This window comes from Streptomyces sp. NPDC096136, from assembly GCF_044763325.1.
Classification (GTDB): domain Bacteria; phylum Actinomycetota; class Actinomycetes; order Streptomycetales; family Streptomycetaceae; genus Streptomyces.
Map to the genome: position 1 here is coordinate 474832 of NZ_JBIWFZ010000005.1, position 21163 is coordinate 495994.

General features: G+C 74.8%; 19 protein-coding genes, 4 tRNA genes and 1 other RNA gene. 9 read left to right on the top strand and 15 right to left on the bottom strand.

The window, feature by feature from the left end; genetic code table 11:
* Positions 1 to 230 precede the first annotated feature (230 nt).
* Positions 231 to 1697 carry a PucR family transcriptional regulator gene (locus tag ACIRBY_RS14145; protein ID WP_403900432.1) on the top strand — a complete coding sequence of 489 codons (1467 nt, stop codon included), beginning with the start codon at positions 231 to 233 and terminating at the stop codon, positions 1695 to 1697.
* Between the two features lie 9 nt (positions 1698 to 1706).
* Here ACIRBY_RS14145 and ACIRBY_RS14150 read toward each other — a convergent pair whose 3' ends face one another.
* From ACIRBY_RS14150 to ACIRBY_RS14160, 3 genes are read right to left on the bottom strand one after another with little or no spacing between them, the layout of a single operon-like run.
* Entirely contained in the window at positions 1707 to 2132 is a 426-nt protein-coding gene (locus ACIRBY_RS14150) for a molybdopterin-binding protein (protein ID WP_403900434.1), read from the bottom strand.
* A gap of 47 nt (positions 2133 to 2179) precedes the next feature.
* Positions 2180 to 2590 carry a MarR family transcriptional regulator gene (locus ACIRBY_RS14155; protein ID WP_403900436.1) on the bottom strand — a complete coding sequence of 137 codons (411 nt, stop codon included), beginning with the start codon at positions 2588 to 2590 and terminating at the stop codon, positions 2180 to 2182.
* A 38-nt stretch (positions 2591 to 2628) separates the two neighbouring features.
* Complete coding sequence (locus tag ACIRBY_RS14160; RefSeq protein WP_403900438.1) at positions 2629 to 3471, bottom strand: NAD(P)H-binding protein; 843 nt, start codon at positions 3469 to 3471, stop codon at positions 2629 to 2631.
* 110 nt (positions 3472 to 3581) lie between these two features.
* Here ACIRBY_RS14160 and ACIRBY_RS14165 point away from each other — a divergent pair, with 110 nt between their 5' ends.
* Positions 3582 to 4082: a MarR family winged helix-turn-helix transcriptional regulator gene (locus ACIRBY_RS14165; RefSeq protein ID WP_403900440.1), complete on the top strand. Its 501-nt coding sequence runs from the start codon at positions 3582 to 3584 to the stop codon at positions 4080 to 4082.
* A 25-nt stretch (positions 4083 to 4107) separates the two neighbouring features.
* Here the strand turns inward: ACIRBY_RS14165 and ACIRBY_RS14170 are convergent, their stop codons facing one another.
* Together ACIRBY_RS14170 and ACIRBY_RS14175 are read right to left on the bottom strand one after the other, a co-directional pair.
* On the bottom strand, positions 4108 to 5436 hold the full coding sequence (locus tag ACIRBY_RS14170) for a carotenoid oxygenase family protein (protein ID WP_403900442.1): 1329 nt from the start codon (positions 5434 to 5436) through the stop codon (positions 4108 to 4110).
* Positions 5433 to 5987, bottom strand: a complete 555-nt coding sequence (locus ACIRBY_RS14175) for a hypothetical protein (RefSeq protein ID WP_403900444.1) — start codon at positions 5985 to 5987, stop codon at positions 5433 to 5435. Before ACIRBY_RS14175 ends, ACIRBY_RS14170 begins: the two co-directional genes overlap by 4 nt.
* 110 nt (positions 5988 to 6097) lie before the next feature.
* On the opposite strand from ACIRBY_RS14175, the gene ACIRBY_RS14180 reads away from it, so the two are divergent.
* Entirely contained in the window at positions 6098 to 6610 is a 513-nt protein-coding gene (locus tag ACIRBY_RS14180; RefSeq protein ID WP_403900446.1) for a PadR family transcriptional regulator, read from the top strand.
* 238 nt (positions 6611 to 6848) lie between these two features.
* Here ACIRBY_RS14180 and ACIRBY_RS14185 read toward each other — a convergent pair whose 3' ends face one another.
* The 3 genes from ACIRBY_RS14185 to ACIRBY_RS14195 all read right to left on the bottom strand — a co-directional run bounded on the left by ACIRBY_RS14185 (position 6849) and on the right by ACIRBY_RS14195 (position 8256).
* Positions 6849 to 7292 (bottom strand): luciferase family protein, encoded by a 444-nt coding sequence (locus tag ACIRBY_RS14185; protein WP_403900448.1) that lies wholly within the window; start codon positions 7290 to 7292, stop codon positions 6849 to 6851.
* 72 nt (positions 7293 to 7364) lie between these two features.
* The gene (locus tag ACIRBY_RS14190; RefSeq protein ID WP_390686036.1) at positions 7365 to 7916 is read right to left on the bottom strand and encodes an NADPH-dependent FMN reductase; all 552 of its coding nucleotides are present in this window, start codon (positions 7914 to 7916) and stop codon (positions 7365 to 7367) included.
* A 252-nt stretch (positions 7917 to 8168) separates the two neighbouring features.
* Positions 8169 to 8256 (bottom strand) — tRNA-Ser (locus ACIRBY_RS14195).
* A 120-nt stretch (positions 8257 to 8376) separates the two neighbouring features.
* Between ACIRBY_RS14195 and ffs the strand changes: the two genes are divergently transcribed.
* From ffs to ACIRBY_RS14225, 6 genes are all read left to right on the top strand, one after another.
* An RNA gene (ffs, locus tag ACIRBY_RS14200) (signal recognition particle sRNA small type) lies at positions 8377 to 8475 on the top strand.
* A gap of 54 nt (positions 8476 to 8529) precedes the next feature.
* Complete coding sequence (locus ACIRBY_RS14205; protein WP_403900450.1) at positions 8530 to 10806, top strand: DNA polymerase III subunit gamma and tau; 2277 nt, start codon at positions 8530 to 8532, stop codon at positions 10804 to 10806.
* Positions 10807 to 10867: 61 nt separating this feature from the next.
* Positions 10868 to 12121, top strand: coding sequence for a phosphoribosylamine--glycine ligase (purD, locus tag ACIRBY_RS14210; RefSeq protein WP_403900452.1), 1254 nt, complete (start codon positions 10868 to 10870; stop codon positions 12119 to 12121).
* Positions 12122 to 12410: 289 nt separating this feature from the next.
* Positions 12411 to 14216, top strand: coding sequence for a hypothetical protein (locus ACIRBY_RS14215; RefSeq protein ID WP_403900454.1), 1806 nt, complete (start codon positions 12411 to 12413; stop codon positions 14214 to 14216).
* Between the two features lie 324 nt (positions 14217 to 14540).
* Entirely contained in the window at positions 14541 to 16019 is a 1479-nt protein-coding gene (locus tag ACIRBY_RS14220; protein WP_403900456.1) for a N,N-dimethylformamidase beta subunit family domain-containing protein, read from the top strand.
* 120 nt (positions 16020 to 16139) lie between these two features.
* Positions 16140 to 17042 (top strand): phosphoribosylaminoimidazolesuccinocarboxamide synthase, encoded by a 903-nt coding sequence (locus ACIRBY_RS14225; protein WP_403900458.1) that lies wholly within the window; start codon positions 16140 to 16142, stop codon positions 17040 to 17042.
* Positions 17043 to 17086: 44 nt separating this feature from the next.
* Here ACIRBY_RS14225 and ACIRBY_RS14230 read toward each other — a convergent pair.
* The 7 genes from ACIRBY_RS14230 to ACIRBY_RS14260 all read right to left on the bottom strand — a co-directional run bounded on the left by ACIRBY_RS14230 (position 17087) and on the right by ACIRBY_RS14260 (position 21157).
* Positions 17087 to 17159, bottom strand: a tRNA-Gly gene (locus tag ACIRBY_RS14230).
* A 24-nt stretch (positions 17160 to 17183) separates the two neighbouring features.
* Positions 17184 to 17795 (bottom strand): response regulator transcription factor, encoded by a 612-nt coding sequence (locus ACIRBY_RS14235; protein WP_366453682.1) that lies wholly within the window; start codon positions 17793 to 17795, stop codon positions 17184 to 17186.
* On the bottom strand, positions 17792 to 19036 hold the full coding sequence (locus ACIRBY_RS14240) for a sensor histidine kinase (protein ID WP_403900460.1): 1245 nt from the start codon (positions 19034 to 19036) through the stop codon (positions 17792 to 17794). Before ACIRBY_RS14240 ends, ACIRBY_RS14235 begins: the two co-directional genes overlap by 4 nt.
* Before the next feature lie 26 nt (positions 19037 to 19062).
* Positions 19063 to 19824, bottom strand: a complete 762-nt coding sequence (locus ACIRBY_RS14245) for an ABC transporter permease (RefSeq protein ID WP_403900462.1) — start codon at positions 19822 to 19824, stop codon at positions 19063 to 19065.
* Positions 19821 to 20777, bottom strand: coding sequence for an ABC transporter ATP-binding protein (locus ACIRBY_RS14250; RefSeq protein ID WP_403900464.1), 957 nt, complete (start codon positions 20775 to 20777; stop codon positions 19821 to 19823). The genes ACIRBY_RS14245 and ACIRBY_RS14250 overlap by 4 nt, the downstream gene beginning before the upstream one ends.
* Before the next feature lie 154 nt (positions 20778 to 20931).
* Positions 20932 to 21004: transfer RNA gene (locus ACIRBY_RS14255), tRNA-Gly, on the bottom strand.
* A gap of 81 nt (positions 21005 to 21085) precedes the next feature.
* Positions 21086 to 21157 (bottom strand) — tRNA-Gly (locus ACIRBY_RS14260).
* Positions 21158 to 21163: the final 6 nt, after the last annotated feature.

The window sequence follows — 21163 nt, forward strand, 5'->3', positions numbered from 1 at the left end:
GCCACCAGCCTCTCTGTCGTCCGGGGCGTGCACTTCAGTGAAGCAACGGCGAAGGGGGCGAAACGACTGGTCCAGGCCACGGAAACAAGAGAGTCCGGAAGGTGTCGCCCTGGATGATTCACCAAGGGGTACAGACGGGGCATAGGCGGGCGATGCCCTTGCATTTACGATGAGGTTCCTCGTATTCGCCTGGCGAATGTGGGTGACCCCCACCGCAAGGAGTCCCTGCCATGCACGTCCTCGACCTGCTCCAGTCCGACAGTCTCGGCCTCACCCTGCTCTGGGGCGAGGAAGCCCTTCTCGGCCAGGAGGTCAGCGGGGTCACCGCGACCGACCTGGAGGACCCGGGCCGCTTCCTGGGGCCCGGCGAGATCGTGCTGAGCGGGCTGGTGTGGTGGGCCGACGGAGACCTGGGGAAGGCGGACCGCTTCGTCTCCGCGCTCGCCGACGCCGGGGCCACCGCCCTGCTGGCCGGCGAGGAGACCCACGGGCGGGTCCCCGACGCCCTCGTGGACGCCTGCCGGGCCCACCGGGTGCCGATCGTGGCCGTCCCCGCGCGGACCAGCTTCCGGGCCGTCACCGAGGCCGTGTACCTGAGGCACTGGGGGGACCTCAGCCGCCGGCCGACCCGGACCTTCGCCCTCCCCTCCAACGTGCGCGCCGAGCTGAGCCGGCTGCTGGAGGACGGGGCCGCGCCCGGCGAGCTGCTGGAGCGGGCCTGCGCCCACCTGGGCCGGGTGGACGCCTACCTGCTCACCGCCAGCGGGCGCACGGTGGCCCGTACGCCCTCGGCCCCCGCGATCCCCGCCCAGCGGGCGGCCTCCCCCTCCCGGGGCGGGCTCACGCTGCGGATCGAGGCCGACGGCTCCCCCTACGACGCCTGGCAGCTCCACGTGCCCGACGCGGACGCGGCGCCGCCGCGCGTCCTGCACGAGATCGCCGAGGTGCTGGCCCAGCACCGCGACGGCCCGGCCCACCGGGAGGCCGCCGCCGCGCGGGCGGCGGGGCGGGAGCTGGCCGGGCTGCTGGCGGCGGACTGCGAGCCCGCCGCCCTGGAGGAGGCCCTCACCGCCGCCGGACTCCCGGTGCAGGGGCCCTACCGGGTGCTGGTGGCCACCTCGGCCCCGGCGCTGGCCGAAGCGCTCGCGCACCTGGAGGGGGTGCGGTGGGCGCTCGGCGAGGCGGCCGGCGGGGAGGCGGTGGCCGTCCTGCACGAGGGCCCGCAGGCCCCGGTCGACACGGCGGCCGGGCTGCGCGGGCTGTGGCCGCTGCTCCAGGTCTGCGGCGGCCCGGAGGCCGACCTGCGCCTCGGCGCGGGCGCGACCGCCGTCGGGCCGGAGGACCTGCGGGCCTCCCTGACCCAGGCCCGCTTCGCGCTGACGGCCGCCGACGCGGTGGCCCCGGTGCGGGGGGTCGAGCAGCTGGACACCCTGGGCGGGCTGATGGCGGGCGTGCCCGAGGAGGTCCGGGCGGTGTTCGGCGAGCGGGTGCTGGGGGCGCTCGGCGACGGCATGCTGCGCGAGACCCTGGAGGTGTTCCTGGCCAACAACTGCTCGTGGGCCCGGACCGCGCAGGCGCTCCACCTGCACGTCAACACCGTGCACTACCGGATGGAGCGGGTGCAGGCCCTGACCGGCCGCGACCTGTCCCGCCTGGACCACAAGCTCGACCTGTACGCCGCCCTCCGCTGCCGCTGAGCGCGGCGCCTACGCCCCGGCCGGCCCGCCGGGTCCGCCGGGCACGTCCACGTAGACCTCCGTCGACTTCACCCGGGCGGTGACACTCACACCGACCGCGATCCCCAGCTGCTCCACCGACTCCCGGGTCACCACGGAGACGATCCGGTGCGGGCCCGACTGGATCTCCACCTGGGCCGCCACCTCGTCCATCCGGACGGCGGTGACGATCCCCGCGAAGGAGTTGCGCACGGAGGTGGCCGCGGCCCGGTCCGGCACCGGGTGCAGCCCGGCGGCCCGCTCCTTGGCGAAGGCGGCGAGCGCCGTCCCGTCGACGGCCCGCGTCCCGTCGGGCGCGCGCAGGGCGGGAAGCCTCCCGGATTCGGCCCAGCGGCGGACGGTCTCGGGACTCACGCGCAGCAGACCGGCGGCCTGACCGATGGAGTACGAGGGCACCCGCCCACCCTATCGGCGCCCCCGCGCCCCGGCCGGGGCCGGAACGCTCAGACCGTCGCCCGTTCCAGATTGCGGGTCATGCGCTCCAGGACGCCCACTGCGGTCCGGTACTCCTGCGGGGATATGCCCGCCGCCGCCAGCTCCCGGAAGGCCCCGACGCGCACGCCGACTTCGTCGAGGCGGGCGCGACCGCCCTCGGTCAGGGCCAGCCGGCCCGGCTCCGGGCGCAGCGCCCAGCCGCCGGCGAGGACCGCCTCGATGGCGGCGGTCAGGGCCTCGGCGTCGGCGTTGGCCGCGAGGACGGACCGTACGCCGCCGTCGGTGGCCCGGGGTTCGTCCTCGACGACGTTGAGGACCTGCCAGGCGAGGCGCGTGAGCCCGAACTCGGCCAGCAGCGCGTCCATGGTGGCGGTCAGGGCCGCGTCGGTGCGGTTGAGCCAGTAGCCGATGGGTTTCACGGTCGTGCTCCTTCGACGGGGAGGGCCGGGCGGTGCGTTCAGTGCCCGGTGAAGGCGGGGGCGTTCTCGGCGGCCCACTGGGTGTAGCTGCGGGCGGGGCGGCCGAGGAGGGTCTCGGTGGTGTCGGCGACGGCGGCGGGGCCGTGGCTCGCGGCGGCCCACAGGTCGAGCAGCGAGCCGGCCACCGGTGCGGGCATGAAGGCCGCCATCTGCCGCTCGGCGGCCTCGCGGGATATGCGCTCGACGGGGATCTCCCGGCCGATGGCCTCGGAGAGGACGGCCAGCTGCGCGCGGAAGGTGAGCGACTCGGGGCCGGTGAGGGTGACGGAGCGGCCGGTGAGGGAGTCCCCGGTCAGGGCCTCGAAGGCGATGTCGGCGATGTCCTCGGGGTGGATGGGCGCGGTCTGCGCGTCGGGGTAGGCGAGCTGGACCGGCAGCGACCGGCCGATGGGGTGCGCCCAGGCGAAGGAGTTGCTCGCGAAGGCGTCGGGGCGCAGGAAGGTGCAGGTCAGCGAGGAGGCCGCGAGGGCGCGCTCGACCCGGAGGCTGTGGCTCGCGAGCGGGTCGGCCTCCGCATCGGGGCCGAGGACCGAGGACGAGGAGAGGAGGACGACCTGCTCGACGCCGGCGGCCTCGGCGGCCTCCACCAGCTCCCGGATGCCGGACGGCTCGGGGTAGAGGAAGACCTGGCGGACGCCGTCGAGCGCGGCGGCGAAGGTCTCGGGGCGGTCGAGGACCAGCCCGACGGCCTCCACCCCGGCCGGGAGGCTCAGCTCGGCCGGGTGGGCGCTGGCGGCGCGGACGGGGTGCCCGGCGGAGTACAGGCGGCCGAGGACGGCCCGGCCGACCTTGCCGCGGGCGCCGGTGATGAGGGTGGTCATGGGAAGCTCCGTTCGGCCTTTTCATTGACTGAAGACATATGCATGCTGACACGCACACGTTTTCATGTCAACACATGCTTGCGGAGTGTCACGTAGATACGATGGTGTCCATGAAGAATCACGAGGCGGAGACGGCCGTCGAGGCCGCCGTGGCCGAAGAGCTGCTGAACGCCGTGGGCCCCGCCTTCGGGAAGCTGCGCCGCTCCTCGCTGCTGGAGGTCGAGCACCCGATCTCCCCGAAGGACCTCGGCAGGACCCTCGTCCTCAACGTCGTCCTGGAGATCGCCCGGGACGACGCCCGGGACGAGGCCCGCGAGGTCACCGTCGGCGCCGTCGGCTCCCACCTGGGCGTCGACCCCTCGGTGGCCAGCCGCATGGTGTCCGACTGCATCTCCGCCGGCTACCTGGTCCGCGCCGCCTCCCAGCGCGACGGCCGCCGCACCGTCCTGCACCTCAGCCCCGAGGGCGAGGAGCTGATGGCCCGCTTCCGCCGCCACCAGCGCTCGGCGTACGAGTACATCACCGCCGACTGGAGCGAGCGCGACCGGCTGGAGCTCGCCCGCCTCATGGTCAAGTACGTCGCCTCCCAGGAGGCCCTGCGCCGCTCCTAGCGCCTCCGCGGCCCCTGCCCCGCCCCTACACCGCCGCGTCCGGCAGCCAGTTGCCGTGGAAGCCGTGCGGGACGCGGGCCGGGAGGTGGACCGTGGCGACCGGTCCGGCCGCGAGGTCCTCGGCGTCGAGGACGACCAGGTCGCTGCGGCCGGTCCCGGCGTCGTGGACGTACGTCACGAGCCAGCCGGACGTGCCGGACGGCGACCCGTCGGCGGCCGGGGCGAAGGCGGCCTCGCCGGGCGTCCGGGCCGGGCCGAAGTCGTGGGCGGTGGACGCCCCGGTCTCCAGGTCGTAGCGGACCAGGGAGTTCCCGCAGGTCACGTGCCCGTGCTCGGCCCGCAGCCCGGCCAGCCGGTCGTCGATGCGGGGGAACTCGCCCGGCCGGTCGTCGCACTGCTCCTCCCGGACCGTCCCGGTGGCGGGGTCGGCCGTCCACTTCCACAGCACGGCCTCCCCTCCCCCGACGACCGTCCCGTCCGCGGCGCGCCGGGCGTGCTCGGGGTAGCGCATCACGTGGACCACCACCGTCCCGTCCGGGGCGTCGTAGGCGTTCAGCACGTGGAACACGTAGCAGGGGTCGACGGCGCACCAGCGCACCCGCCCGTACGGGTCGTCGCGGCGCAGCACCCCCAGCCGGGCCCCGTACCCGTCGTCCCAGCGGTACGGCATGGTGCCGCTGCCCAGCAGGCCGGGGTCGAGGACCACCGGGAGGTCCAGGAAGACGACGTGGCCGGCGGTGAGGGCGAAGTCGTGCATCATCGTCGCCCCGGGGACCTCCACCGGCCGGCTGACCGTCAGCTCGCCGGAGGCGTCGGCCCGGTGGTAGGTGAGGTGGGGGGCCTCGGCGATGCCGTAGCCGAAGAAGTGCAGCTCGCCGGTGACGGGGCAGGCCTTCGGGTGCGCGGTCATCGCGGTGGTCAGCCGGCCGCCGAAGTCGTACGGGCCGACGGTGTCCAGCGCGGGGGTGAGCTCGTACGGCAGGGCCGTCTCGACGAGGGCGAGGGTGCGGCCGGCGTGCCGGACGACGTGGGTGTTGGCCGGTCCGGCGGCGAGGTCGCGGCGGCCCCGCCCGTCGTACATGCGGGCCCCGTCGGTGAACTGCGCCGTACGGACCCAGCGGTTGCGGTACGAGAGGGCCCGGCCGCCCTCCAGGCGTACGCCGTGGACCATGCCGTCGCCGAAGAACCAGTGGCCGGAGGCGGCGTCGGCCGGGTTCGGCCCGTTGCGCAGGTACCAGCCGGCCAGCTCCTCGGGTATCCGGCCGGTGACGGGCAGGTCGTGCGCCGTCAGCTCGTCCATGACCGGGGCGTAGTTGCCGGAGAGGTGGCGGGGGGTCGTGTCGGGGGAGGTCATCGGGCACCGGCCTTCTTCTGGAGGGAGGCGACGTAGCGGGAGGTGAAGAGCATCGGGACGACGAAGCCGGCGGCCTGGACGGCCGTGGCGGCCGTGGAGTGGCCCTGGCCGGCGTGGGCGAGGACGGCGAGCGCGCCGGCGGTCAGGGCGAAGGCGGCCGTCCAGGCGCCGGTGATGACCGTGTTGGCCCGGACGAAGGCGCGCAGCCCCCAGACCTCGCGCGGGGTGGTGCGCTTCGCGATCCCCAGCGTGAAGGGCCTGCGGATGAGCAGCGAGACGGCGGCGACCAGGGCCAGCGTGGCCGAGGAGAGGGCCGCCGAGTAGCCGTGCGCGGCCGACCCCGGATCGGCGAAGGCGATGCCGGCCAGGGCCGCGAAGAAGACCGCCGATCCGATCTCGATGATCAGCGCGTCGAACCCGGCCCCCTCGCGGCGCTGCTGCACGGCCACCGCGACGGCGGCCGCCAGCGCGGCGAGCGCGCCCCACTGCCACTGGGCGGAGGGGATCACGGCGAAGACGATCCACGGAAGGAAGGTGCGCAGGTACGACATCGAAGACCCCCGGGTGTGTGCTGCTCGCCGCTCTGACATTCCTGCTCTGACACGTCGAAGGTAGACCTTCCAAAACTGACATGTCAAGGATGGAATGTAAGGTGAGGGGTATGAGCCTTCGACACGCCCTCCTCGGACTCCTCGCCGAGCGCCCGGCCAGCGGCTACGACCTGCTGAAGCGCTTCGATACCTCGCTGGCCAACGTCTGGCCCGCCACCCAGAGCCAGATGTACGGCGAGCTGTCCAAGCTCGCCGCCGCCGGGCTGATCACCGTCTCGGCGGAGGGTCCGCGCGGCCGCAAGGAGTACACCCTCACCGACGAGGGGATGGCCGAACTGCGCCACTGGCTGACGGAGACCAGGCCGCAGCGCACCCCCCGCAGCGACACCCTGCTGAGGGTCTTCTTCCTCGGCGTGCTCCCCCGGGAGCAGGCGACCGCCTACCTGACCGGGCTGATGGACCACTCCGACGAGGAGTACGAGGCCCTGCGCGCGCTGGAGCGGTCCATCGACTGGGGCGAGGACCAGCTGTCGGTGTACGGCCGGATCGCGCTGGAGTACGGCCTGCGCCTCAACGAGATGCAGCGGGAGTGGGCCCGCTGGGCGGCCGACCGGCTGCGCTAGGGGCCGCCGGGCGCTCGCACGCCGTCAGACGGGCGCTCGCGCGCCGTCAGAACGTGCCGCCCACCACCACGAGGCGGTGGCCGCCCAGCGCGCGGGCGAGCCGTTCGGGGGAGGCGGGGCGCCCCGTCTCGACCTTGAGCCCGTCGGTGGGCTCCCAGTCCGCCTCGCCGACCGTGGACGCCGGAGGGCCGGACCGCCGCCGCGGTCCGGCCCTCTCCTGGCGGAGGTCCCCCAGGCGTCACTTCATGCCGACGGCGTACCGGAACGAGAAGTGGACGATCTTCCAGACCGTCTCCAGCTCCGCGTAGCTGCGGGGGCCGTAGACGAGCGTCACCGCCTGGACCGGGTGGTGCACGCCCCAGCCCGCGGAGATCACCTCCTCCTCGGCCTCCTTCGGGAGGGTGAGGTGGAGGGAGCCGTCGTGGTGGGGGTGGATGTGGGCCCACTCCCTACCGCGCTGGAAGGCCTCGGCCGGGCCCGTGCCGACGCCCTCGGGCAGGAAGAGCGCCCGGGCGTGCGGGACCGAGACGAGCGTGGGCGCCATGTACACGTAGGGCAGCGCGCGCATCCGCTCCCACAGCTCCTCCTGCAGCATGATCGGGGAGATCTGGGAGCCCTGGCCGTGCGGGGCCGGGCCGAAGACCTTCGGGGCCGCGCCCTCGCGGGGAGTCAGGGTGAGCATGGCGGTGTTCCTTTCCGGCCGGTCGCCCGGCTGCAGCGTGAACGGCCGACGGAGCTGCGGCCGCGGGGTGCGTCAGGCGTTGGCCTTGGTGGCGAGCTGCTCCAGGACACCGAGGACCGCGGTGGCGATCTCGGTGTCGTCGGCGGGGTGGGTGTCGGCGAAGCGGGTGACGGATCCGGCGACCGAGAGGCGGGCCTCCTCCAGGACGGCGCCGCCGGCGACGCCGGCGGACTTGCGGGCCTCGTCCTGCGCCCACACGCCGCCGTAGCTGCCGAAGGCGGTGCCGATGACGGCGACCGGCTTGCCGGTGATCGCGCCGGTCCCGTACGGGCGGGACAGCCAGTCGATCGCGTTCTTCAGGACGGCGGGGATGGTGCCGTTGTACTCGGGGGAGACGAGCAGGAGCGCGTCCGCACCGGACACCGCCTCCCGCAGGGCCGTCGCCGCGGCGGGGACGGAACCCTCGACGTCGATGTCCTCGTTGTAGAAGGGGATCTCGGCGAGGCCCTCGTGGATCTCGACGGAGACGTCGCCCGGCGCGTGCTTGACGGCCGCCTCGGCCAGCTGGCGGTTGTGCGAGCCGGCCCGGAGGCTGCCGACGAGGGCGAGGACGCGAACGGTCATGGTCGGACTCCTTGTTGAAAAGACGCCTGAGGGCGGGGGACGCGGACACCGCGATCCCGTCCCGACGTTAGGCGCGAGCGCCGGAGTCCCCGTCGAGCGGCGCTAGAGGGCGGGGGAGGGGGCCGGCGGGACCGCCCGGGATCAGGGCTCCGCACATCCGGGTGGGACGGGAGCCGGGACGGAAACCGGGACGGGAAACGGGACGGGAAACGCCAGAGGGCCGGACCGCTTCCGCGGTCCGGCCCTCTGGGCTGGCGGAGGATACGAGATTCGAACTCGTGAGGGGTTGCCCCCAACACGCTTTCCAAGCGTGCGCCCTAGGCCTCTAGGCGAATCCTCCGCCGCAAACAATACAAGACGTTGAGGGGTGCTCGCGAACACGATCCGGATCGGGGGTCGGGGCGGGGGAGGGAGGTCGGGGCGGGCTCGATTCCCGGGGCTTCCATCCGCTAGGGTGGGGCCCAGCCCCTCACGTGGCGCTATCTCACCCAACTCCCCCAGGGCCGGAAGGCAGCAAGGGTAAGTGGGCTCTGGCGGGTGCGTGGGGGGCGCTTTGCGTTCCGGGGGCGGCGGCGGGCGGCTGTTGTCGGTGGGCCCGGATAACCTCGTAGACGTGTCGTCCCTTGCGCTGTACCGCCGCTATCGCCCCGAGTCGTTCGCCGAGGTCATCGGGCAGGAGCATGTCACTGTCCCGCTGATGCAGGCCCTGCGGAACAACCGGGTCAACCACGCGTACCTGTTCAGCGGGCCGCGCGGGTGTGGAAAGACGACCAGCGCGCGCATCCTGGCCCGCTGCCTCAACTGTGAGCAGGGTCCCACCCCCGACCCCTGCGGTGAGTGCCAGTCCTGCCGCGACCTGGCGAGGAACGGCCCCGGGTCCATCGACGTGATCGAGATCGACGCCGCCTCGCACGGTGGTGTCGACGACGCCCGCGACCTGCGCGAGAAGGCCTTCTTCGGGCCCGCGTCCAGCCGCTACAAGATCTACATCATCGACGAGGCCCACATGGTCACCTCGGCGGGCTTCAACGCCCTGCTGAAGGTGGTCGAGGAGCCGCCGGAGCACCTCAAGTTCATCTTCGCCACCACCGAGCCCGAGAAGGTCATCGGGACGATCCGGTCGCGTACGCACCACTACCCCTTCCGGCTCGTGCCGCCCGGGACCCTGCGCGAGTACCTCGGGGACGTGTGCGGGCGCGAGGGGGCCGCGGTCGAGGACGGGGTGCTCCCGCTCGTCGTGCGCGCAGGCGCCGGCTCCGTGCGCGACTCCATGTCCGTCATGGACCAGCTCCTCGCCGGCGCGGGCGAGGAGGGTGTGACATACGCCATGGCCACCTCCCTGCTCGGGTACACGGAGGGGTCGCTGCTCGACTCCGTCGTGGACGCCTTCGCCGCCGGGGACGGGGCCGCCGCCTTCGAGGTGGTCGACCGGGTGGTCGAGGGCGGGAACGACCCGCGCCGCTTCGTCGCCGACCTGCTGGAGCGGCTGCGCGACCTGGTGATCCTGGCCGCCGTGCCCGACGCCGGGGAGAAGGGGCTCATCGACGCCCCCGCCGACGTGGTGGAGCGGATGCAGGCGCAGGCGTCGGTGTTCGGCGCCGCCGAGCTCAGCCGCGCCGCCGACCTGGTCAACGCCGGCCTGACGGAGATGCGCGGGGCCACCTCCCCGCGCCTCCAGCTGGAGCTGATCTGCGCCCGGGTGCTGCTCCCGGCCGCCTTCGACGACGAGCGGTCCCTCCAGGCCAGGCTCGACCGGCTGGAGCGCAGCGGCCCGCCCGCCGGCGCCGCCTTCGCGGCCCCGGCCGCCGTGCCCGCCATGGGCTACGTGCCCGCGCCCGACGCGCACGGCATGGCCCCGGCCGGTCCGGGGGGCGGGGTGGCCGCCGCGCGCGCCGCCGTCCGCCCGGCCGCGGAGGAGCCCGCAGCGGCTCCCGTCCCGGTCCCGGTGCCGGCTCCCGCACCCGTTCAGGCGCCCGCGCCCGCCGAGGCCGCCGCTCCGGCGCAGGCGGCCGGCGCCTGGCCCGGCGCCGCCCAGGCGGGCGGCGGTGCCCCCGCGCAGGCACCCGGGGCGTGGCCCGGGGCGGCGCAGCCCGGCGCGGGCGCTCCCCCCGCTGCGGCTCCCGCTCCCTCCTCCGCCGCCGCCCCCGGCGCCTGGCCGGGAGCCGGTGCCCCCGCGGCCGCCGCTCCCGCCGCCGGAGCCTGGCCCACGGCGGCCGCGCCCGGCAGCGGCGCACCCGCACGGACCCCTGCGCCCGCTCCCGCCCCGGCGCAGGGCGGTCCCGCCGTGCCCGTCTCCGCCCCGCCCTCCGCCGAGATGGCGGCCGGCGCCGGCCAGGTGCAGGCGATGTGGCCCGGCGTGCTGGAGGCCGTGAAGAACCGCCGCCGCTTCACCTGGATCCTGCTCAGCCAGAACGCCCAGGTCACCGGCTTCGACGGGACCACCCTCCAGCTCGGCTTCCCCAACCCCGGCGCCCGCGACAACTTCGCGAGCAGCGGCAGCGAGGACGTCCTCAAGGCGGTACTGGCCGAGCAGTTCCAGGTCCACTGGAAGATCGACGCCGTCGTCGGCGGCGGCGGAGGCCCCGCGCCGTCCGCGCCCTCGTACGGAGCCCCGGCGGCCCCGGCCTACAGCCCGCCCCCGGCGCCCGCGTACAGCCCGCCCCCGGCGGCGCAGGCCCCCGCGCCCCAGCAGCAGTCGCCGCAGCCGCCGCCCCCGCAGGCGGCCCCCGCGCCGCGGCCCTCCGTACAGCAGGCGCCCCCGCCGGTGGCCCCCGAGGACGACGTGCCCGAGGCGGACGACCCCGACCTCGTCGACAGCGCCCTGACCGGACACGACCTGATCGTGCGCGAGCTCGGAGCGACCGTTGTGGAGGAATACACGAACGAGTAGGCCCCCGGTATATGGGTGGCCGCACGAAACCGGCCACGCCGTCCGGGCTACCCTGGGCGGCGTGAAGGTCCTCGTCATCGGCGGCGGCGCCCGCGAACACGCCCTGTGCCGCTCTCTGTCCCTCGACCCCGACGTCTCCGCGCTGTACTGCGCCCCCGGCAACGCCGGCATCGCCGAGGTGGCGGAGCTGCGTCCGGTCGACGCCCTCGACGGCGCCGCGGTCGCCGCGCTCGCCGGCGAACTCGGCGCCGACCTGGTCGTCGTCGGCCCGGAGGCGCCGCTGGTCGCCGGGGTCGGCGACGCCGTCCGCGCGGCCGGCATCCCCGTCTTCGGCCCGTCCGGCGAGGCGGCGCAGCTGGAGGGCTCCAAGGCCTTCGCCAAGGACGTGATGGCCGCCGCCGGCGTCCCGACCGCCCGCAGCTACGTCTGCACCACCGCCGAGGAGGTCGACGCGGCGCTCGACGCCTTCGGCGCCCCGTACGTGGTCAAGGACGACGGCCTGGCCGCCGGCAAGGGCGTCGTGGTCACCGAGGACCGCGAGGCCGCCCGGGCGCACGCGGCCGGCTGCGACCGCGTGGTCATCGAGGAGTACCTCGACGGCCCCGAGGTCTCCCTCTTCGCCATCACCGACGGCGTCACCGTGCTGCCGCTCCAGCCCGCGCAGGACTTCAAGCGCGCGCTCGACGGCGACGAGGGCCCCAACACCGGCGGCATGGGCGCGTACTCCCCGCTCCCCTGGGCCGACCCGAAGCTGGTCGACGAGGTCCTGGAGACCGTCCTCCAGCCGACCGTGGACGAGCTCCGCCACCGCGGCACCCCCTTCTCCGGCCTGCTGTACGCCGGGCTCGCCCTCACCGGCCGCGGCACCCGGGTGATCGAGTTCAACGCCCGCTTCGGCGACCCCGAGACCCAGGTGGTCCTCGCCCGGCTGCGGACCCCCCTCGCCGGCGTGCTGCTGGGCGCCGCGAACGGCACCCTGAACGCGCTGCCGCCGCTGAGCTGGCGCGACGAGGCCGCCGTCACCGTGGTCATCGCCTCGCACAACTACCCCGGCACCCCGCGCACCGGCGACCCGATCGAGGGCCTCGCCGAGGTGGCCGCCGAGGACGGGCCGGAGGCCTACGTGCTGCACGCCGGGACCCGGCAGGAGGGCGACGCCGTCGTCAGCGCGGGCGGCCGCGTGCTGTCCGTGACGGCGACCGGCACCGATCTGGCGCAGGCGCGAGAGAGGGCGTATAAGGCCGTCGCGCGGATCCGCCTCGACGGATCGCAGCACCGCACGGACATCGCCGCCAAGGCGGCCGAGGGCCGCTGACCAGCAGGCCTGTGAGCAACCGGGGGCCCGGGGCGCGACAGCGCGCGCCGGGCCTTCGCGTGCGCCCGCGTGCGCCTGCCTCTAGCGGCGCTCGAGCGCACCCACCTTTGCCCAAAGCCATTCCATCGGGTGATGGTCCCCTTGTCCGCCTGACGGCCGCGTGCGCCCCAACTAGGGTGCGGCGCAAGCATTCCGGCACATGGCCCACCGGCATTGCGATGTCAGTGGCGGGTGTCACAGTGGGGGAGTGAGCAAAGCCGCCGCAGGGCAGAGGGGGTGAGGTCCGGCCGTGTCCGGAACCGGTTCGATCGCAGAAGTGGGCGTGCCGTCCGCGCGCTCCCGGGCCCTCGCCGTGCTGCGGGTCCGCAGCCGGGCGATGGCGGCCGTGCTGCTGCCCGCCGCCCTCGCCGTGGTGCTGGTCGCCGCCCGGCTGACGGGCCGGCTGGCCGGCGACCCCTGGCCCTCCGTGACCCTGGCCGTCTGCGCGGTGGCCGTGCTGGTGCTGCTGGCGGGCGGGATCTTCGGTGCCGTGGTGCTGCGGGCGAGCCCCGCCGTGACGCCCACCGTGCCGCTGCCCGAGGCCGCGGCGCCCGACCTGTACCGGCTCGTACGGGACCTCTCCGACCGGATGGGCGTGCCCGCGCCCTCCGCGATAGCCCTGACCCCCGACTGCGACAGCTGGCTGGAGGACCGCAGCCACGGCGCGCACCGCCGGGGCGGCATATCCGCCAGCCCGGAGTCGGAGCCCGGCGCGGCCCCCGTGCTGGTGATCGGCTCGCCGTTCCTGTGGTGGATGCGCGTCGCGGAGCTGCGGGCCCTCCTCGCGCCCGTCGTCGCCGGCACGGGCCCCTCCGCGCACCCCGACATAGCCGACGCCCGCGGCTTCGTGCGGGGGCTCGACGCCGCGGCGGACGTCGGGAGCCGGCCCGGACTGGGCTGGCTCGTCGGCCGCCCCGCCCGGCTGCTGCTGCGGCTGTGCGGGCCCGACGCCGCCGAGATGGAGCGCGGGGTGGCCGCGGCCGCCTCGGAGCGCGCGCAGGGGGTGGACCAGGGGATGCGCACCGTGGCCCAGGAGCAGGTCGGCCTGGCCTACGCGGGCTGGGACCGGCTGCTGACCCGGGTCGCGCTGCCCGCCTGGCGGATGGGCCGCTGGCCCGCGCACCTCGACGCGGGGGTCGTCTCCGCCCTGACCGAACTGTCCCGGCGCGACCGGCTGGCGGAGGGCTTCGCCTCGCGGCTCGGGGAGCGTCCGGCCTGCGACCTGCTGGAGCAGCCCGGGATGATCGACGAGGCCGCCTCGCTGCTGGCGGCCCGGCTGTTCCACGGCGGTCCGGCCGAGGCCGGCCCGGACTGGTCCCCGGTGGACTGGGCGGCCTACCCGGAGGAGGTCGTCGACCGCAAGTGGCGCACGGAGGCGGCCCGCCTGCACGCCGCCCTGGACGCCCTGTCCGTCCCGGCGGGCCCGGGCCTCCCCGCCGCCTCCGGCACGCCCCGCCCGGAGCCGGCGGCCCCCGCGTCGGCCGCGGTCCGGCCCGCGCCGTCCGCGCCCGCGCCGTCCGCCTCCTCCGCGCCGTCCGCCTCCTCCGCCTCCTCCGCGCCTTCCGCCCACTCCGCGCCCGCCCCGGCGAAGGCCCCCGCCACCGCCGACGCCTTCGGCGGGCCGACGCTGGAGCGGGTGCTCGGCTACCTCACGGACCCCGCCGGGGGCGGCGCCGCCGGCGAGGCCCTCGCCGGCCGGCTCAGCGGGGACCTCGCGCGGGAGGAACGTACCGCCGGAGCCCGTGCGGCGGGCCCCGGCGGCCGGTCCGGGGGCGCCGACACCCTGCCGCTGTTCCCGCTCCAGCCCCCGCGCAGCGGCCGCGACCTGCTGGCCGACCACGTCACCGCCCTGGTCTGCTGCGCGGCCGTGGACTCGGCCGGGGCCGACCCCGGACTGGACTGGCTGGACGGCCCGGTGCTGCTGGTCGGCGGCGAGCGGCGGGCCGACCTCGGCGCCCGGGTGCTCTCCCTCGTCGAGGACGGGGACCCGGAACCCCTGCGGGACTGGCTCGCCGAGCTCGGCGTCCGCCCGGAGAAGCCCGTACGCCTCGTCTGAGCGCCCGCCCCGGCGCCGATCCCGGCCATCCCCCGGCCCGGCAGCCCGCCGCGCCGCCGCGGCGGCAGGTGCCGCCCGCACGCCGCCGCGCCCGCCGTCATGCCCGGCCGGGCAAGGGCTCCGCGCCACCGCGGGCCACCCCGGCGCCACCCGCCGCGCCAAGCAAAGCGGCGCCTCAGGTTCCATTCCCGTCAATTCACGACGAACGGTGACGGAGTGAGTGCGTTATGTGATGTGCTGGGACCGGTCGCGACGCGGGTGTCCGAACCCGGCCCGCGCCACCGTGTCGAGAACGCGTTCGGGGGAGCGAGGGAGGGGAGCGGAATGGGTGCGGACCAGATCCGTCGCTGGGAATCGGGTGCGCTCGCGCACGCGGTGAACGACCCCTTCGGCCAGGGCCCGCTGCCCTGGTTCCGGGGCAGCGAGCTGTACTTCGACGACACGGGACACGTCGTCCCCTGGTACGTGGACCCCGCCCTGGCCCCCGGCCAGAAGCCCGGCGCCCACCGCGGCGGCGGCCCCCGTACCGCCGACGACGTGCACCGGCAGATCAAGGGCTTCAGCTCCACCGGAGCCGTGGCCCCCGGCGAGGCCATCGACTTCCACATCACCGTCGACCCGCCCCAGCAGTTCCAGGTCGACGTCTACCGCATCGGCCACTACGGCGGCGACGGCGCCTCGAAGATCACCACCAGCCCCCGGCTGTCCGGCATCGTCCAGCCGCCCCCGCTCACCGCCGACCGCACGGTCTCCTGCCACCACTGGTGGCAGTCCTGGCGGCTCCAGATCCCCTCGTACTGGAGCGTCGGCGCGTACGTGGCCGTCCTCACGACCGCCGACGGCTACCGCTCCCACATCCCCTTCACGGTCCGCGACGACCACCCCGCGGACCTGCTCCTCCTGCTCCCCGACATCACCTGGCAGGCCTACAACCTCTACCCCGAGGACGGCCACACCGGCGCCAGCCTGTACCACGCCTGGGACGAGGAGGGCCGGCTGCTCGGCGAGCGGGACGCCGCCATCACCGTCTCCTTCGACCGCCCCTACGCGGGCGCCGGGCTGCCCCTGCACGTCGGCCACGCCTACGACTTCATCCGCTGGGCCGAGCGCTACGGCTACGACCTCGCCTACGCCGACACCCGCGACCTCCACGCCGGCCGCGTCGACCCCACCCGCTACCGGGGCCTGGTCTTCCCCGGGCACGACGAGTACTGGTCGCTCCCCATGCGCCGCACCGTCGAGCGCGCCCGCGACCACGGCACCTCGCTCGTCTTCCTCTCCGCCAACACCATGTACTGGCAGGTCGAGCTGGCCCCCTCCCCCTCCGGGGTGCCCGACCGGCTCCTGACCTGCCGAAAACGCCGCGGCCCCGGCCGCCCCAGCCTGTGGCGCGAGGTGGACCGCCCGGAGCAGCAGCTGCTCGGCATCCAGTACGCGGGCCGGGTCCCGGAGCCCGCGCCCCTGATCGTCCGCAACGCCACGCACTGGCTCTGGGACTCCACCGGCGCCGTCGAGAACGACGAGCTCGACGGCCTGGTCGCGGGCGAGGCCGACCGGTACTTCCCGCGCACCCAGCTCCCCGAGCACCAGGACCGGATCCTCCTCGCCCACTCCCCGTACCTCGACGGCGAGGGAGCCAAGCGCCACCAGGAGACCTCCCTGTACCGGGCCCCCAGCGGGTCCCTCGTCTTCGCCTCCGGCACCTTCGCCTGGTCCCCGGCCCTGGACCGCCCCGGACACGTGGACGAGCGGATCCAGCGGGCGACCGCCAACCTCCTCGACCGGATCTGCAAGCGGGACTGACGGGACGCCCCGGCCCGGCGGCGGCCGGACGACCGGCCCACCCCCCTGCCCCGGGCACGGTTCCCCGTGCGGGAGAATGGTCCCGCGCCCCGCGCTCGTACAGAACCACAGGGAGACCCCGTGCCCGGATTCGTCGAAAAGCCCGAGCCGGTGCAGGTGCCCGGCCTCGTCCACCTCCACACCGGCAAGGTCCGCGACCTCTACCGCGGCGAGGACGGCAACCTCGTCATGGTCGCCAGCGACCGCATCTCCGCCGCCGACTGGGTGCTGCCCACCGAGATCCCGGAGAAGGGCCGCATCCTCACGCAGCTCTCCCTCTGGTGGTTCGAGCAGCTCTCGGACCTGGTCCCGAACCACGTCATCAGCACCGACCTGCCCGCCGGCGCCCCCGCCGACTGGGAGGGCCGCACGCTGGTCTGCACGAGCCTGGACATGGTCCCGGTCGAGTGCGTGGCCCGCGGCTACCTCACCGGCTCCGGCCTCAAGGAGTACGTCCAGTCCCGCACGGTCTGCGGACTCGCCCTCCCCGAGGGCCTCGTCGACGGCTCCGAGCTGCCCGCCCCGATCTTCACCCCGGCCGCCAAGGCCGAGGTCGGCGACCACGACGAGAACGTCTCCTACGAGGAGGTCGCCCGCACCACCGGCGCCGAGACGGCGGCGCTGCTGCGCCAGACCACCCTCGCCGTCTACGGCCGCGCCCGCGACATCGCCCGCGAGCGCGGGATCATCCTCGCGGACACCAAGTTCGAGTTCGGCTTCGACAAGGACGGCACGCTCGTCGCCGCCGACGAGGTCCTCACCCCGGACTCCTCCCGCTTCTGGCCGGCCGACCAGTGGCAGCCGGGCCGCACGCAGCCCTCGTTCGACAAGCAGTACGTCCGCGACTGGCTGGCCTCCCCGGCCTCCGGCTGGGACTCCAAGGGCGAGCTCCCGCCGCCGGTCCTCCCGCAGGACGTCGTGGCGCAGACCCGCGCCAAGTACGTCGAGGCCTACGAGCGCCTCACCGGCCAGACCTGGAGCTGATACGACGAAGGCCCCGATCAACCGATCGGGGCCTTCGTTGACTGAGCGGACAACGCGACTCGAACGCGCGACATCCACCTTGGCAAGGTGGTGCTCTACCAACTGAGCTATGTCCGCCTGTGCGCCTCAGCGCGATGCCTACTATACCCAACCCCGGGACCGGGCGAGACGCACTGCCGTATGACGGTTCTCCGCGCCCAGCTTCATGGCGGCCGAGGACAGGTAGTTGCGCACGGTCCCCTGCGACAGCCGGGCCCGCTCCGCGATCTCCGCGATGGGCGCCCCGTCGGCCGCGAGTTCCAGCACCTCCGCCTCGCGGGCCGTCAGCGGGGAGTCCCCCGCGCTGATCGCGTCGGCCGCCAACTCCGGGTCCACGTAACGGCCTCCGGCGTGCACCGTACGGATCAGCTCGGCCAGCCGCTGCGCCGACACCGTCTTCGGGGCGAAGGCCCGCACCCCCGCCGCGAGGGCCCGCTTCAGGTGCCCGGGACGGCCGTGACTGGTCACGATCATGACCTTGCAGTCGGGCAGCTCGGTCCGCAGCGATGTGGCGACGCTCACACCGTCCGCCCCGGGCATCTGGAGGTCCAGCACCGCCACGTCGGGCCGGTGCGCCCGCGCCATGGCGAGGGCCTCCGGCCCGGAGGCCGCCTCGGCGACGACCGCCAGGTCGTCCTCCAGACCCAGCAGGGCGGCCAGCGCGCCCCGGATCAGATGTTCGTCGTCCGCCAGCAGTACCCGTACGGGGCTCACGCCCGCACCTCCACTCGTCGTGCGTCCAGGGGTATCTCGGCCCGCAGCCGGAACCTGCCGTCACCGGCCGGTCCCGCGTGCAGGGTCCCGTCGACGGCCGCGAGCCGCTCCCGCAGGCCCGCGAGCCCGGATCCGGGTGGTCCGACCGGGGCGTCGGGCACCCCGTCGTTCTCCACCAGCAGCGTCAGGATGCCCGGAGCCTCCCGGTCCGTCAGCCGGATCAGGCAGCTGCGGGCGTCCCCGTGCCGCAGCACGTTCGTCGTCGCCTCCCGGACCACCCAGCCCAGCGCCGACTGCACCTCGCCCGGCAGCTCCCTCCCGGCCGTCGCGAACTCCACCCGGCAGTCCATCCCGGCCGCGCTGAGCACCCCGCGCGCACCCTCCAGCTCCACGGCCAGATCCGCCTCGCGGTAGCCGCGCACGACGTCGCGCACCTCCTTCTGCGACTCCCGCGCGATCCGCTGTACCTCGATCATCTGGTCCACGGCCTCGGGGCGTTCTCGCCGGGCCAGCTGCACCGCCAGCTCGCTCTTGAGGGCGATCACCGCCAGGTTGCGGCCCATCACGTCGTGCAGGTCCCGCCCGAACCGCAGCCGCTCCTCCGCAACCGCCAGCCGGGCCTGGACCTCCCGGGCCTGGTCGAGCTCGTAGACGGTGCGCAGCAGCCACCCGGAGAACCCGCAGGTGAAGGCGAGGAACGCGCAGGTCAGCAGGACCCCGATGAAATACCCGACGGCCTCCTCCAGCGGCAGGCCCAGCGCGGCGACGGCCGCCGCGGTCCCCACGGCGGCGGCCAGGGGGACGAGCCTCATGTGGCGGACCTTCTCCAGGGTCAGCACGAGGGATCCGCAGCCGAAGCAGCTCACCCCGACCACCAGTCCGGGGGCCGCGGCCTCGTGGAGCCAGCCGAACCGGCGCAGGCCGAGGAAGAGCAGGACCGTGCCGGCCGTGACGACCGCGGTGGCCACCGCGAGCCGCACGGGCCGTTCGCGCCGGCCGGTCACCCCGTCCAGGGCCCTGGAGGACAGGAACCCGACGAGCAGGGAGTGCGCGCACACCGCGAGGAAGGCCGCCACCGCCGGCGCCAGCGGCTTGGGGGAGGCGGGGTCGCGGACCGTGAAGGCCATCGACCCGAAGGACAGGATCTCCACGAGCACGAAGAAGTGGAACGACCAGCGCGTGTACACCTCGACCTTGCCCGCACTGCTGCGGTTCTTCCACCACCCGGTCAGCTTCGACACGGCCCGTCCCCCGGTTCTTCCCTCGTCTAACGGCGCGGTTCCCAGCGGAACCACCGCCGGACAGCAAACACCGTGACCATGATCCAGGCCAGCGTGGTGAGCGCGGCCCCCAGCAGTTCGTACCCCCCGGCCCCGCCGCTCCAGCCGGCCCGGACCAGTGCCATCACCCCGCTGAGCGGCAGCAGTTCGCACACCGAGGCCACGGAGCCGGGCAGGGAGTCCGTCGCCGTGAACAGCCCCGAGCCGATTGCCGTCACCAGGAACAGCGGCAGCGTCGTCAGCCCCGCGGTCTCCACGTTCCGGGTGACGGCGCTGGTCAGCGCGGCCAGTGCGGCGAGCAGCGGCAGGGCGCCGAGGACGCCCGCGGCCAGCAGCGCCGGGTGCTGCGGCATCGGCGCGCCCAGCACGGCGGCCCCGGCCACCGCGAGGGCGGCGATCTGGGCGAGGGCGATCACCGCCGCGGGCAGCGCCGTCCCGGTGAGGATCTCCAGGTCGCCGGCCTCGCCCGTGCGCAGCCGCTTCAGCACGAGCTCCTCGCGCCGGGCGACGTAGGCGGAGACCAGGTTCATGTAGACGACGAGGACCAGCACCATCCCGATGCCCCCGGTGAGGGTGGCCTCGGCGACGGCGGCCGCGGTGTCCCCGCCGGCGATCGTGCGCAGGACGAAGACCATCGAAGCCGGCATCAGCACGGCCACGCCCAGCGTGGCCCGGTTGCGGACCAGCAGGGTCAGTTCGGAGCGGCCGAGCGCGGCGAGCCGGCCGGGGTCCGGGGTGAGCGCCTTCATCGGGTCCCCGCCCTCGTGCCGTCGGTGCGGTGGGCGACGGCGGCCGCGTCGCGGCGGCTCCGGGCGATCTCCAGGAAGGCCTCCTCCAGGGAGGCGTGGCGGGCGTCGAGCCCGGCCAGTTCGACCCCGGCCCCCTCGGCCCAGCGCAGCAGCGCGGTGAGGTCGGCCTGGAGCCGGTCGGTACGGATCTCCACGCGCGGGCCGTCGGCGGCGGCGCGCAGCGCCAGCGGCAGCCGTCCGGCGGGCACCCCGTCGGGCAGGGTGAAGCGGATCCGGGACGGCCGGGTCGCGGTGACCTCCCGGGGGGTGCCGGACAGCACCAGCTCCCCCTCGTGCATGATCGCGAGCCGGTCCGCGAGGGACTCGGCCTCCTCCAGGTAGTGCGTGGTCAGCAGCACGGTGGTGCCCTGGGCCCGCAGCTCCCGGACGAGGGCCCAGGTGTCCTGGCGGCCCTCGGGGTCCATCCCGGTGGTCGGCTCGTCGAGGAACAGCACCTCGGGCCGTCCCAGCAGGGCCAGTGCCAGGTCGAGCCGGCGCCGCTCGCCGCCGGACAGCTGCTTGACCCGTACGGAGGACCGCGCGGCCAGTCCGACCAGCTCCAGCACCTCCCCGGCCGGGCGGGCGCCCGTGGTGACCCCGCCCCACATCCGCAGGGTCTCGGCGACGGTCAGGTCGGAGGGGAAGCCGCCCTCCTGGAGCATGACCCCGGTGCGCGGGCGGACCTCGGCGCGGCGGGCGTACGGGTCGAGCCCGAACACGCGGACCTCGCCGCCGGTGGGGGCGGCGAGCCCCTCCAGCAGTTCGACGGTGGACGTCTTGCCCGCGCCGTTGGTGCCGAGCAGCGCGAAGACCTCGCCGCGGGCGACGGAGAAGTCGATGCCGCGCACGGCCTCGAAGCCCCCGGCGTAGCCGCGGCGGAGTTCCCGCGCCTGGATCACTGTGTCGGTGGTCATGCTCCAAGGCTCCCGGCGGGCCGGGCGGGGGAGCAGTGCGCGCTGTCATGACCCGCGATGACATTTGTCATCGGGAGTGGGATGCGCCACAACGGTGCGGGCGCACGCCACAACGACAAAGGCCCCGATCTAAGATCGGGGCCTTTGTCATCTGAGCGGACGACGCGACTCGAACGCGCGACATCCACCTTGGCAAGGTGGTGCTCTACCAACTGAGCTACGTCCGCAGGTCCAGCGACGGCTTGTGGGCCGTTCACTGTGTGCCTCACTCTACCTGATCCACGACGGTGGTCGGTAAAGCGATGCAGAGCGGGTGACAGGGATTGCACACTGCGCCTCCCCCCTGGAAGGGGGGTGTTCTGCTACTGAACTACACCCGCACGACT